We start from the raw sequence: 14,992 nt of genomic DNA, 5'->3' as shown, positions 1-14,992 counted from the left end.
GACATGAACACCACCGCCCTCGAACCTTCGGTAGACGTTTTCCAGACTTCGGCCCAGCAAGCCTTCTATTTGCGTGCTCAGGAGCTGGGCGGGCAGAGCTTGTTCGCTGCCCTGACCGTGCCGGTCGCCAAAGTTGTGGAGGCGCAGGCCTTGCGCCTTGCCCTGGATGAATTGGGTCAGCGCCATGAAACCCTGCGCACGGTCTATCGCCGTTTGCCGGGCATGAAGTGGCCGGTACAGAGCTTGTGTGATGAGCTGCCGATGACGCTGCTGGATAACGTGTCTTCGGTGGCTGAAGCCCTGAGCCGCAGCCGTGAAACCCTGGCTGCCGATCCGGCTCGAGTGTTGGTGGTGACGCCCGTGCAAACCGCAGAAGGTCAGCATTTCGTCACGCTGCTGGCGCCGGCCAGCAGCCTCGATGAAGTGTCGCTGCGGGTGCTGTCGATGGAGCTGGCGAGCCTGCTGCGCGGCGAAACGCTGGCCGACAATCAGGACGATTTGCAGTACCTGGATTACACCGCGTGGCAGGAAGAACTGCGCGAGGAAGACATCGGCCATCAAGGCGCGGCGTTCTGGCGCAACCTGCAACAGCAGTTCGCGCAGGCCCATCGTCTGCCTTTCGAAAAAGCGGTTGAGGTGACGCTGGCTCGCCATCAAGCGACGCACGACGACGCGGCATGGCTGGCCGAAGTGCAACGGGTGGCCGACGCTCAAGGTGTCGAAGCGCAGCGTGTGGCGTTGTTGCTGTGGAGTGCGTTTGTGGCGCGCATCGGCAATCAGGAAAAGTTGCTGATGGGCTGGGAAGTGGCCGGGCGCAACGAGCAGACCGACGCGACACTGGGGCGTTTCGCCCGGCGTTTGCCGGTGGCCTTCGACAACCGCAGCAACGAGACCCTGGCGCAAGCGCTGGCCTCGTTTGCTGGCAGCGTCGAGCAATCGCTGTCCTGGCTCGACTGCCTCAACGAGTTTGAACTGAGCGCCGAAGTCGCTACGCCGCTGCGTTATGGCCTGGTGTTTCAGGCCGATGCCGACACGAACATCGAAGTGGACGACGCCAACCCGGAAGTCCTGCGCCTGCGGGTTCAGGGTGAGCACTTGCAGCTGTCGTGCCTGGCCGGCGCAGTGCCCGAGTCGATGCTGGCGGCCTGGCTGGAGCAGTTTGTCGAATTCAGCCGCCAGTTGCTGACTTCGCCTGAGCTGACGTTGGGCCAGGCGACTCAGGTCAACGCGGTACAACTGACCCGTTTGATCGAAGACTTCAACCCGCTGGCCGCCGAGCAGGCACTGCCGCATCGCTACCTGCAAGACCTGTTCAGCGAACAGGCACGCCTGTATCCGCAGCGCATCGCCGTCAGCGTCAATGGCCAACGCCTGAGCTACGCCGAACTGGATGCACGCTCCAACCAAGTCGCCAATACCCTGCGCGCCCAAGGCGTGGCGGCGGACGAAATCGTCGCGGTCTACGGTCAGCGTTCGCTGGAAATCGTCATTGCATTGCTCGGCACGCTCAAGGCCGGCGCCGCTTACCTGCCGCTCGATCCCAACTACCCGATCGACCGTCTGACGTTTATGTTGCGGGACGCCGCTGCGCGTCAGGTCCTGGCCTGCCAGCCGCTACCAGAGGCGTTGCACAGTGAGCGAGTGATTTCGTTGATGGCCGATGCCGAGGTCTGGTCCGCCTCACAAGAACAGCCGACGCCGCTGGGCGATAGCGCGAATCTGGCCTACGTCATTTACACCTCGGGCTCCACCGGCAAACCCAAGGGCGTGATGATCAGTCACGCCAACGCGGTGGCCTCGACCCTCGTACGCAGCGCGTTTTATCGTCAGCCGCTGCGCGCGTTCCTGATGCTCTCGTCGTTTTCGTTCGACAGCTCCGTGGCCGGGGTTTTCTGGGCGTTGGGGCAGGGCGCGACCCTGTGCCTGCCGGACGAAGACAGCTACAAGGACCCGGCGCTGCTGGCGGCGCTGATCCAGCGTGAAGAGATTTCCCACTACCTGACCTTGCCGTCTTACCACGCGCAGATTCTCGAACACCTCGGCGACCATGCCCTGGCGTGCGTGATCGTCGCCGGCGAAGCGTGCAGCAACGCCTTGGTCGCACGACATCGCGAGGCCTTGCCGCAGGTGGCGCTGGTCAACGAATACGGCCCGACGGAAGGCACGGTCTGGTGTTCGGCGTGGGAACTGCCGCTCGGTCAGGATGAAGACACCGTCCCGATCGGCCAGCCGATTGCGGGCATGCGCATTCACGTGCTCGGCCCGGACCTGATGCCGGTGGCCGTGGGTGTCGAAGGTGAACTGTATGTCGGTGGTGACGGCATCGCTCGCGGCTACCTCAAGCGCGCCACGCTGACCGCCGAACGTTTTGTTCCCGACCTGTTTGCAAAACGGGCCGGTCAGCGCCTGTACCGCACCGGCGACCTCGCACGCTACCGCGCCGATGGCGTGCTGGAGTACCTGGGCCGGGTCGATCATCAAGTGAAAATCCGCGGTTTCCGCATCGAGTTGGGCGAGATCGAATCCGCCATGCGCAGCGCGCCCGGCATCGAAGACGCCGCGGTCATCGCCCGTGAAACGCCGACCGGCCCGCAACTGCTGGGCTTCGTGATTTCCCCGGCCAACACCGCCGACATCCGTCTCAACGAATTGCGCAGTCACCTCAACGAAGCGCTGCCCGAGCACATGCAACCTGCGCGCTTGCAGGTGCTGGAACGCTTCCCGCTGATGCCCAACGGCAAACTCAATCGCCAGGCCTTGCTCGACCTTGACGTGCGCCGCAGTGCCTTCGTCGCCCCGCGCACCGACCTGGAAAAAGTCCTGGCGGCGATCTGGGCCGAAGCGCTGCACGTGGAGCGGGTCGGCGTGCACGACAGTTTCTTCGAGCTGGGCGGTCACTCGCTGCTGGCGACGCGGATTCGCGCGCGAATTCAGGAAGAGCTGAACCTGGCGATCCCGCTGAAGCTGTTCTTCGAAGGCGACACCCTGGAACGCCTGGCGGCGCAAATCGAGCAGTTCCGTCAGCACAGTGAACACAAAGAAAACGATGTAGACGCGCTGGAAGCGTTGTTCGACGAAGTGGATGAGGAACACACGCGATGAGTGCTGCACCGGACAGAATGATGACCCTGGCCCAGCGTTTCTGCGGCTTGAGCCTGGACGCGAGGCGTGCCTTGCAAGAAAAGATGCACGCCCAGGGCCTGACCCTGGAGCTGCTGCCGATCCCGCCAAGGGACCCGGCGGTCGACACGTTGCCGGCATCGTATGCGCAGCAGCGTTTGTGGTTTTTGTGGCAGATGCAGCCGCAGGCGACCGCGTACAACCTGACCGGTGCCTTTCGCCTGAGCGGTGAACTCAACCGCGCAGCGCTGGCGCAAACCCTCGCTGCGCTGGTGCAGCGTCATGAAGTGCTGCGCACCACCTTCGTGTTCGATGAGCAGCAGGTGCTGCAAAAAATCCACCCGCAGATGGGCGCGCCGCTGGTCGAGGCCGACGCCGCCGACGCGGCTGAACTGCATCGCCAGATCGCCCTCAACGCCGAGCAGCCATTCGACTTGCAGCACGGTCCGTTGATGCGCTGCCGGTTGATCCGCCTCGACGCGCAGCAGCATGTGCTGGTGCTGACGTTCCATCACATCGTCACCGACGGCGGTTCGCTGCCGATTCTGTTGCAGGAATTCACCCAGCTCTACGCGCAACTCAGTGCCGGACAATCGCCGCAACTGCCGGAGCTGGGCATTCAGTACGCCGATTTTGCCCGCTGGCAGCGCCTGTGGCTGGAAGCCGGCGAGGCCGAGCGCCAGCTTGAGTACTGGCGTGAACAATTGGGTCGCGAGCATCCGCCGCTGAACCTGCCGACCGACCGTCGTCGCCCGGCGATCCCGAGTCAGCAGGGCGCGAGTGTCGAGCTGAACGTGCCGGCGGCCCTGGCGTCTGCTCTGAAAGATCTCGCCCGTCGCGAAGGCTGCACGCTGTTCATGGTGTTGATGGCCGCGTTGCAAACCCTGTTGCATCGCTACAGCGGCGAACGGGACATTCGCGTTGGCGTGCCGATTGCCAACCGTACCCGTCAGGACGTGGAAAACCTGCTGGGCTTTTTCGTCAACACCCAGGTGCTGCGCACCCAACCCTATGCCGATCAGCCATTTCTGCAATTGCTGGCCGAGGTCAAAACCGCGGCACTGGGCGCACAGGCGCATCAGGATCTGCCTTTCGAGCAGTTGGTCGATGGCCTCGACGTCGAGCGCAGCCTGAGCCACACGCCGTTGTTCCAGGTGATGTTCAACCACCAGCGCGATGCTGGCGGCAAACAGCGCTGGGATTTGCCGGGCCTGAGCGTCGAGCCGCTGATCTGGGATGAAAAGACCACCAAGTTCGAGCTGATGCTCGACACCGTGGAGAGCGACGACGGCATTCACGCCTCGTTCGTCTATGCCACCGAATTGTTCAGCGCTTCGACCATCGAGCGTCTGGGGCAACATTGGCTGAACCTCTTGCAGGCGATCTGCGCTGACGGCTCGGTCGCGCTGGCGGACCTGTGCATGCTCGCCCCAAGTGAGCAACACGCGACTTTGCTGGACTGGAACCGCAGCGCCATGTCGGTCGCGCCCCATGAATCGAATACGCTGTGCGCGCATCAACTGATCGAAGCCCAGGCCGCCGCGTACCCGCACAACATCGCGGTGACTTGCGACGGCGTGACCCTCAGCTACGCGCAATTGAACCAACAGGCCAACCGCATCGCCCAGCGTCTGCGCGAACGCGGCGTCGGCCCGGACGTGTTGGTGGGGATCGCGCTGGAACGGTCGCTGGAAATGATCGTCAGCGTGCTGGCGATCCTCAAGGCCGGCGGCGCCTATGTGCCGCTGGACCCGCAATACCCGCAGGACCGTCTGGCCTACATGCTGGCTGACAGCGGCACGCGCCTGTTGCTGACCGATTCTGCGCTGCTGCCGCGACTGCCGTTGTCCGAAGGCATCGAAGCGATTTGCCTCGACCACGCCAGTGACTGGCTGAATGAAGCGTCTGCCGAGAATCTGCCGAACCTGACCCACCCGGAAAACCTGGCGTACGTTATCTACACCTCCGGTTCCACCGGCAAACCCAAGGGGACGCTGCTGCCGCACAGCAACCTGACCCGCCTGTTTAGCACCACCGAACACTGGTTCGGTTTCAACGCGGACGATGTCTGGAGCCTGTTCCATTCCTACGCCTTCGACTTCTCCGTGTGGGAAATCTTTGGCGCGCTGTTCTACGGCGGCAAACTGGTGGTGGTGCCGCACGCCATCAGCCGTTCCCCGGAAGATTTCGCCCGCTTGCTGTGCGATGAGCAGGTCACGGTGCTCAACCAGACACCGTCGGCGTTCCGCCAGTTGATGCCGTTCGCCTGCGCCAATGCCCAGGGCCTGGCCTTGCGTTATGTGGTGTTTGGCGGTGAGGCGCTGGACGTCACGAGCTTGCGTGCGTGGTACGACGCGTTCGACGAGCAACAGCCAGGGTTGATCAACATGTACGGCATCACCGAAACCACCGTGCACGTGACGTACCGGCCGTTGTCCCGCGCCGACCTCGACGGCGCCAACAGTTCGCCGCTGGGCGAGCCGATTGCCGACCTGCGCTGGTACGTGCTCGACCCGCGCCTGAACCCGGTGGCCAAGGGCTGCGTCGGTGAGCTGTACGTCGGCGGTGCCGGACTGGCGCGCGGTTATCACCAGCGCGCCGACCTGACTGCCACGCGGTTTGTCCCGGACTTGTTCGCCGATGAAGTGGGTGCGCGCCTGTATCGCACCGGCGATCTGGCGCGCTATTGCGCCGACGGCAGCATCGAGTACGCCGGGCGTATCGACCATCAAGTGAAGATTCGTGGCTTTCGCATCGAGCTGGGAGAAATTCAGGATCGCTTGCAAAATCACCCGGCCATCGAACAAGCGCTGGTGCTGGCGCCCGAGATCAATGGCAGCCAGCAAGTGGTCGCCTGGTTCACCGTCATCCAGGACGTCGCCGATCTGCGCCAGTCGTTGCGCGAACACCTGCAAGCGGGCCTGCCGGATTACATGGTGCCGGCGCATTTGCTCAAGCTCGATCACTGGCCGCTGACCAGTAACGGCAAACTCGATCGCAACGCGTTGCCCAAGCCTGATGCCGCGTTGGCGCAACAGGTTTACACCGCACCGGCGGACGAGATGCAAGCCGCGCTGGCGACGATCTGGCAAGACGTGCTCAAGCTTGAGCGCGTGGGGATCGACGACAACTTTTTCGAACTGGGCGGCGACTCGATCATCTCGATTCAGGTGGTCAGCCGTGCGCGTCAGGCCGGGATCCGCATCAGCCCGCGCGATCTGTTTCAACACCAGACCGTGCAGAGCCTGGCGAAAGTCGCTCAGCGCAGTGCCGGTCTGGTTATCGATCAGGGACCGGTGCGCGGCGATGTGTTGCTGACGCCGATCCAACACTGGTTTTTCGAGCAAACCATCGAGGCCCGCGATCACTGGAACCAGTCGGTACTGCTGGAACTTCGCGAACCGCTCGACAGCGCCTGCCTGCAACAGGCACTGGCCGCGCTGCTGGAACATCACGACGCGTTGCGCCTGCGATTGCGTCAGGTGGATGGCGTGTGGCAGCAGGCTCAGGCCGAGCACTGGAACAGCGCCGAACTGTTGTGGCAGCGTCAGGCCTCGAACGCCGACGAGCTGCTTGAACACTGCAATGCCGCCCAAGCCAGCCTGAATTTGCACGACGGCCCGCTGTTGCGCGCCTTGCTGGTGGACATGGGCAGGGCCGGTCAGCGCTTGCTGTTGGTGGTGCATCATTTGGTAGTGGACGGCGTGTCCTGGCGTCTGTTGCTCGAAGATTTGCAAACGGTCTACGACCAGGCGCGTCAGGCGCAACCCCTGCGCCTGCCGGCCAAATCCAGCGCCTATCAAGCCTGGGCGGCGCGTTTGAAAATCCATGCGCAAAGCCCTGAACTGGCGAGTCAGGCCGATTACTGGCAGCGCCAATACCACGACGTGGTGGTGGACCTGCCCGCCGATCATCCACAGGGCAGTCTGGCCAGCGAACATGCCGTGAGCGTGGAAACCGTGCTCGACAGCACCTTCACTCGCCAACTGCTGCAAGACGCGCCAGCGGCGTACCGCACGCAGGTCAACGACCTGTTGCTGACGGCGTTGGCGCGGGTGTTGGGTGCCTGGACCGGCCAGCCTTCGACCCTGGTCAAACTGGAAGGTCATGGTCGTGAAGACCTGTTCGACGACATCGACCTGACCCGCACCGTGGGCTGGTTCACCTCGATCTTCCCGGTCAAGTTGACCCCGGTCAGTGATCTGGCCGGGAGCATCAAGGCGGTCAAGGAACAGCTGCGCGCCGTACCGGACAAAGGCATCGGTTTCGGTATCCTGCGGTATCTGGCGCAGGCCGGTCTTGAGGCGTTGCCGCAGCCGCAAATCACCTTCAACTACATGGGCCAGTTCGATGCCAGTTTCGATGAGCAGGCACCGTGGCGTCCGGCCCGGGAAAGCGGTGGTGCCGAGCAAGGTGCTTCGGCCTCGCTAGACCGTGGCCTGAGCATTAATGGTCAGGTCTACGCCGGGCAACTGCGCCTGAGCTGGACCTTCAGCCGCGAAGTGTTTGCCGAGCACACCGTGCAGCGTCTGGCCGAGGCCTATGCTGCCGAGCTGCAACAGCTGATCGAACACTGCCTCAGCGGTGCCGGTGGCCTGACGCCGAGTGATGTGCCGCTGGTCAGCGTCGATCAGGCGCAGCTCGATGCACTGCCGCTGGCGATGCGTGAAATCGAAAACATCTTCCCGCTGTCGCCGATGCAGGAAGGCATGTTGTTCCACAGTTTGTTCGCCCCGGATGCCGGCGCTTACATCCCGCAAATGCGCGTGGACGTGCAGGGCATAGACGTCGAATCGTTCCGCAGCGCCTGGCAACAGACGCTGGAAAACCATGAAGTGCTGCGCGCCGCGTTCTTCAGTGAGAGCAATGGTTCGCGACCGCTGCAAGTGATTCTGGCCCAGGCCACGCTGCCATTGACCGTGCTCGACTGGCGCAATCAAGCGGATCAGGCACTGGCTTTGCACCGTCTGGCCGAAGACGACCGCCTGCGCGGTTTCGACCTGACAGCCGCGCCGTTGCTGCGCCTGACCCTGGTGCAGACCGCGAACGACACCCATCACCTGATCTTCACCAACCACCACATTCTGCTCGACGGCTGGAGCACCTCGCAGCTGTTCGGCGAAGTGTTGCAGCGTTACTCCGGCGTGATGCCGGTGGCGAGCGGCGGTCGTTATCGTGATTACATGACGTGGCTGGGCGGGCGTGATCGCGCTGCGTGCGAAGCGTTCTGGCTGGAGCAGTTGCAGGCGTTCAACGAGCCGACCCGTTTGGCCGGCGCGATGCCGGGACCGGTCGCAGGGCAGGGCGGCGGTCATCGCACCGTTCACCTGAGCCTGGACCGGGCGGCCAGCGAACGCCTGAGCGGGTTTGCCCGTCAGGCCCGCGTGACGCCGAACACCTTGCTGCAAGCGGCGTGGCTGCTGCTGTTGCAGCGCTACACCGGCCAGCGCACGGTGGCGTTCGGCGCCACGGTGTCGGGGCGTCCGAGCGAGTTGCAGGGCATTGAGCAGCAAGTCGGTCTGTTCATCAACACCTTGCCGGTGATCGCCACGCCGCACCCCGAGCGCACGGTCAGCCAATGGGTGGATGAGGTGCAGGCGCTCAATCTCAAATTGCGCGATGTCGAATACACGCCGCTGGCGGATGTACAGCGTTGGGCCGGGCACTCCGGCGAGTCGCTGTTCGACACGCTGCTAGTGTTCGAAAACTACCCGGTCGCCGAGGCACTGGAGGGTGGTAATCCGAGCGTGCTGAAGTTCTCCGGTATCAGCCATCACGATCAGACCAGTTTCCCGCTGGCCATCGCCGCCGAGCTGGGCGAGTGCCTGGACCTGCGTTTCAATTACGACACCGTGCTGTTTACCGCCGAGGCCATCGACGGCCTGAGCAAGCGTCTGGTGGCGTTGCTCGATGCCATGGTGCGCGAACCGCAACTAGCCTTGGGTCGCCTGAGCCTGCTCGACGCTGCGCAGACCGCACAGCAAGTGCAAGGCTTCAACGACACCGCCGTGACCTGGCCCGATGTGCGTCCGGTCCACCTGTGCTTCGAAGCCCAAGTGCTGAAAACCCCGGACGCCCAGGCTTTGGTTTTTGCCGGTCAGACCCTGACGTATCGTCAACTCAATCAACAGGCCAACCGACTGGCGCACTACCTGCGCGCCCAAGGTGTCGGCGCCGAAGTGCTGGTCGGCATTGCCGCCGAACGTTCGCTGGAACTGGTGATCGGTTTGCTCGCGATCATGAAGGCCGGCGGCGCTTATGTGCCGCTGGACCCGGATTACCCGCGCGAGCGCCTGGAGCACATGTTCGAGGACAGCGGCGTGCATGTGCTGCTGACCCAGCGTCATCTGCTGGCGCAATTGCCGATTCCGGCGGGCACCGCGGCGATCTGCCTGGACGACAGCGCTCGGTTAGTCGAAGGCTTGAGCGACGAAAACCTGCCGTGCGTGGTCGAGCTGCAATCGCTGGCCTACATGATTTACACCTCCGGCTCCACGGGTAAACCCAAGGGCGCAGCCAACCGTCACGATGCGTTGTACAACCGCATCGAGTGGATGCAGGGCGCGTACCCGCTGGACGGACGCGACACCGTGCTGCAAAAAACGCCGTTCAGTTTTGACGTGTCGGTGTGGGAGTTTTTCTGGCCGCTGATGGTCGGTGCACGCCTTGCGGTGGCCGAGCCGGGCGCCCATCGCGACCCGGCGCAACTGGTGCGTTTGATCGAGCAGTATCAGGTCAGCACCCTGCATTTCGTGCCGTCGATGTTGCAGGCGTTTGTTCAGGGCGAGGGCTTTGAGCGTTGCGCCAGCCTGCGGCAGATCATGTGCAGCGGTGAGGCACTGTCGGCGGATTTGCAGAACAGCCTGTTCCGCGTGCTGCCCGGCGTCGGTTTGTACAACCTGTACGGGCCGACCGAAGCGGCCATCGACGTGACCCACTGGACGTGCGTCGATGACGGCTCGATCAGCGTGCCGATCGGTTACCCGATCGCCAACCTGGTGACCTACATCCTCGACGACAGCCTGCAACCGCAAGTGGCGGGTTGCGTCGGTGAGCTGTACTTGGGCGGTGTCGGCCTGGCGCGGGGTTACCACCGTCGTCCGGACCTGACGGCCGAGCGTTTTGTCGCCAGCCCGTTCGGCGTGCAGGGCGAGCGCCTGTACCGCACCGGCGACCTGGCGCGTTATCGCGAGGACGGCGTGATCGAATACGTCGGTCGCCTCGATCATCAAGTGAAGATCCGTGGCTTGCGCATCGAGCTGGGTGAGATTGAAGCCTGCCTGCTGGAACATCCGCAGGTGCGCGAGGCGGTGGTGATCGCGCTGGATGTCGGTAAATCCAAGCAACTGGTGGCTTACGTGGTCGGCCAGTCGTTGGCACTCGACGGGCTGAAGCAGCACCTGCGCAATGCGCTGCCCGAGCACATGCAACCGAGCCATGTGTTGGCGCTTGAGCAACTGCCCGTGACGCCGAACGGCAAACTCGATCGCCGCGCCTTGCCACAACCCGATCAGCACGTGCGTGAATACGTCGCACCGCGCAATGCCGTGGAGGCCACGCTGCAAGACGTGTGGCAGGCGTTGTTTGAAGTGCAGGTCGGCATTCAGGACAACTTCTTCGAACTGGGCGGCGACTCCATCGTGTCGATCCAGGCGGTCAGCCGTGCGCGCAAGGCCGGCCTGAGCATTTCGCCGAAACACGTGTTCAGTCACCCGACCATCGCTGAACTGGCGACGGTTGCCCAGGCAGTGGACGCCGTGGAAGCGGCGCCGGTTATTTCTGCACCGGCGCTGAAAATCGAACTGAGCGAAGCGCAGTATCAGGCGCTGCAATTGACGGCGGACGAGGTGGACGACGTTTATCCACTGTCGCCGATGCAGCAGGGCATGCTGTTCCACTCGGTGCAGGACGGCGACTCGGGGCTGTACGTCAACCAGATCGAAGTGGGCGTGCGTGGCGTTGACGGTTCGCGCTTCCGCGAAGCCTGGGCCGACGCCGCGCAGCGTCACGCGATCCTGCGCACCGCGTTCCTGTGGGAGGGCGACAAGGAGCCGCTGCAAGTGGTGTTGCGCAATGCGCCGACGCTGCTGACCGAACTCGACTGGCGCGGTCTGGATAACCAGCCCGAGCGTGTGCGCCAATTGGCCGCTGATGAACGTGAACGTGGCTTCTCGCTGAACCGCGCGCCGTTGTTGCGCTTGCTGCTGGTGCGTCTGGAAGACGACCGTTATCGCCTGATCTGGACCTACCACCACATCCTCATGGACGGTTGGAGTGTGTCTCGCCTGATCGGTGAAGTGCTGCGTCATTACAGTGGCGACGCGCAGGAACCGGTGGCCGCGTATCGCGACTACATCGACTGGCTCGGTCACCAAGCCGTCGAGGCCAGCGAAGCGTTCTGGAAAGACAAGCTCAAGACCCTCGAAGGCGCCACGCACCTGGCCCGCGCATTGCCGGTGAAGGCGCCGCAAGCGGGTTATCACGCGATCTATACGCACCTGAATGCTCAGCAAACCGCGCGTTTGCAGGCGTTTGCCCAGCAACAGCAAGTCACGCTCAACACCCTGGTGCAAGCCGCGTGGCTGCTGTTGTTGCAGCGTTATACCGGCCAGCGCACGGTGACGTTCGGCGCCACGGTGTCGGGCCGACCGGAAACCCTCAACGGTTCGGAGAACATGCTCGGGCTGTTCATCAACACCTTGCCGGTGGTCAACAGCGTGCCGACCGAGACGAGCGTCGGCGACTGGCTGCGCGAGATCCAGGCCTACAACCTCGACATCCGCGACTTCCAGCAAACCCCGCTCAGCGACATTCAACGCTGGGCCGGGCAGGGCGGGCAGTCGCTGTTCGACAGCATCATCGTTTTCGAAAACCAGCCGGTGGACCGCACGTTGCGCGAGTGGAACGGTGATTCCCTGCGTTTCGAAGACGTCTCCGATTTCGGCCTGACCAGCTTCGCCATGGACTTGATGGTCAGCCTCGATGAAGGGCTGCGCATCGAGTACATGCACCCGCTTGATCAGTTCGACCTGGCCACCGTCGAAGTGCTGCGCAGCCACATGGAAAGCCTGATGCAGCGTCTGTGCGACAACGCCGGGCGCGCCGTGGGCGAGATCGGTTTGCTGACGCTGGACCAAGGCCGGCAACTGGACGGCGAGCTGCCGACGCTGGCCGACGACCACGAACGGCCGGTGCACGAGCTGATCCGTGAGCGCGCACGTCTGCAACCGGATCACACCGCGCTGATGCTCAGCTACGCCGACCGCGATGCCGAACACTTGAGTTATGCCGAACTGGATCGTCGTTCCGACGCACTTGCGGTCCACTTGCTGGAGCAGGGCGTGCAGGCCGAAGACGTGGTCGGCGTGTTCATGGAGCGTTCGCTGGAGCTGGTGGTGTCGCTGCTGGCGGTGATGAAGTGCGGCGCCGCGTACGTGCCGCTGGACCCGCAATATCCGCAGGAGCGCCTGCGCTACATGATGGCCGACAGCGACATGCGTTTGCTGCTGACCCAGGAGCGTTTGCGTGACACGGCGCAGCTCAATCCGGGCACGCCGATGGTCGCCGTGGATCGCTTGAACCTCGACGTCGAGGTGTTGGCGCCGCAAAACAACGTACACGCCGAGCAACTGGCGTACCTGATTTACACCTCGGGCTCGACCGGCAAACCGAAGAGCGTCGCTGTGGCTCACGGGCCGTTGAGCATGCACGTGCAGGCGATTGCCGAGCTGTATGAAATGGACCCTGGCAATCGCGAACTGCATTTCATGTCGTTCGCCTTCGACGGTGCCCATGAACGCTGGATCACCGCACTGATCAGCGGCTCGACCCTGGTGGTGCGCGACAACGCCTTGTGGACCGCCGAGCAGACGCTGGCGGTGTTGCACCGTCAGCGCATCACCGTCGCCTGCTTCCCGCCGGCGTACTTGCTGCAACTGGCCGAACACGCCGAGTTGCAGGGCGGCGATCCACCGCCGGTGCGCATCTATTGCTTCGGTGGCGATGCGGTGCCGGACGCCACGTTCGAACGGGTCAAGCACACGCTCAAACCGCAATACCTGGTGAACGGTTACGGCCCGACGGAAACCGTGGTCACGCCGCTGCTGTGGAAAATCGCTGCCGACGGCCACTGCGAGGCGATGTATGCGCCGATTGGCTGCCGCGTCGGCACCCGCAGCCTGCATGTGTTGGACATGGACCTCAATCCGTTGCCGGTGGGCATGGTCGGCGAACTGTACATCGGCGGTCGTGGCGTGGCGCGTGGCTACCACCGTCACCCGTGGCAAACCGCCGAGCGTTTCGTCGCCGACCCGTTCAGCCGCGACGGCGGTCGCTTGTACCGCACCGGCGACCTGGTGCGCCGCCGCGAGGACGGCGTATTCGATTACGTGGGACGCATCGACCATCAGGTCAAAGTGCGCGGCTTCCGCATCGAACTGGGTGAAATCGAAGCTCGTCTGCGTGAGCAGGTCGGAGTAAACGACGCCCTTGTGGTGGTGCGTGACAGTGGCCAGGGTCCGCAACTGGTGGGTTATGTGGTCGCTGCCGAGGACGACGGTCTGGGCCCGCGTTGCCAGGCGGCCTTGCGTGAAAGCCTGCCGGATTACATGGTTCCGACGCAGGTCGTGGTGTTGCCGCGTTTCCCGCTGACACCGAACGGCAAACTCGACCGCAAGGCCTTGCCCGACCCGACCTTCGAGGGGCGCGATTACGTGGCCCCGCGTACGTCGCTGGAGTGGGCGCTGGCCGAGATCTGGCAGCAAGTGCTGGGCGTCGACAAAGTCGGCATCACCGACAATTTCTTTGAGTTGGGCGGCGACTCACTGCGCACCCTCAAGGTGATCTCGAAAGTGCGAGCGCTGAATGAGCCGGGCTTCCAGCTCAAACTGCGCGACATGATGGCCAAACCGACCATCGCCGGGTTGTCCGGCGTCGATGAGCAACCGCTCAAACAGAGCCCTGAACCGCTGCTGCTGTTGAACCAGCCAGTGGACGATCAACCGGCGCTGTTCTGCCTGCACGCGGGGTTCGGCACGGTGTTCGACTACGAGCCTTTGGCCCGTCGACTGGAAGGTCTGCGCACGGTGTACGGTGTGCAATGCCGCATGCTGCTCGACCGTCAGTGGCACGACACTTCGCTGCGGCAAATGGCGGCGGACTACGTCGAAGCGATCCGTCGCAAACAACTGCAAGGCCCGTACCATTTGCTGGGCTGGTCGTTGGGCGGGGCGCTGGCGTTGATGGTTGGCGACCTGCTTGAACAACAGGGCCAGCGTGTGGCGTTCGTCGGTCTGGTGGACAGCTTTGTGCCGACCCAGGCCAACGCTGCCGCCCGTGCAGATGAGTGGCGCGCGGACCTGCGCGAGTTCCTGGGGGCAACGTTGAGCATGGACAGCGACGTGATTGCTCAGGCGTTGAGTGTCGAAACCTCGGGCGATCAGGACGCAGTCGCGCGGATCATTCGCACAGTGATCGACACCGAAGGCGAGCAGGCCAGCGGTTACGCATTGCTGGGGGCCGATGAGTTGGCGCAGACGTTCATGGTCAGCACGCGCTTGAAGGCGCTGTCGCGGCAGGTCGAGACCTTGCCGCTGCCGCACGCCGAACTGTACTGCTGGTGGGCGGATGGCAACCCGACGGCCGAACGCGCGACGCTGGAGCGTCAGCAACCACGGCTGCGCAAAGTGCAAATCGTCGCCGCCTGCCACTTCGATATCCTGCAACGGGAGGAATGCCTGAGCGCCGTGGTGACGGCCCTCGGTCGGGAGGTGGTGGCGCAGGACTGAGGTTTTACCGCGCCAAAACAAGCTCGCCCTAATGAACGGCCCTCGCGGATCGTTTATAGGGCGAGCTTTTTTATTTTTTGGAGACC

At 63.6% G+C, this 14,992-nt stretch carries 2 protein-coding genes; both read left to right on the top strand.

Features of this window, described 5'->3' with window-relative positions; genetic code table 11:
- Positions 1 to 3 precede the first annotated feature (3 nt).
- Positions 4 to 3,102 carry a non-ribosomal peptide synthetase gene (locus tag PMI01S_RS16480; RefSeq protein WP_084321047.1) on the top strand — a complete coding sequence of 1,033 codons (3,099 nt, stop codon included), beginning with the start codon at positions 4 to 6 and terminating at the stop codon, positions 3,100 to 3,102.
- A complete protein-coding gene (locus PMI01S_RS16475; RefSeq protein WP_084321046.1) occupies positions 3,099 to 14,906 on the top strand; it encodes a non-ribosomal peptide synthetase in 11,808 nt (3,935 codons plus the stop codon). Before PMI01S_RS16480 ends, PMI01S_RS16475 begins: the two co-directional genes overlap by 4 nt.
- Positions 14,907 to 14,992: the final 86 nt, after the last annotated feature.

This window comes from Pseudomonas migulae NBRC 103157 (genome assembly GCF_002091715.1).
Taxonomy (GTDB): Bacteria; Pseudomonadota; Gammaproteobacteria; order Pseudomonadales; family Pseudomonadaceae; genus Aquipseudomonas; species Aquipseudomonas migulae_A.
The sequence above is the reverse complement of the archived record's forward strand: the minus strand, read 5'-3'. Positions and strand labels throughout refer to the sequence as shown.

Bases quoted from the DNA above. Each gene is read 5' to 3' on its own strand.
- PMI01S_RS16480 (WP_084321047.1), top strand. From the start codon at position 4: ATGAACACCACCGCCCTCGAACCTTCGGTAGACGTTTTCCAGACTTCG.
- PMI01S_RS16475 (WP_084321046.1), top strand. From the start codon at position 3,099: ATGAGTGCTGCACCGGACAGAATGATGACCCTGGCCCAGCGTTTCTGC.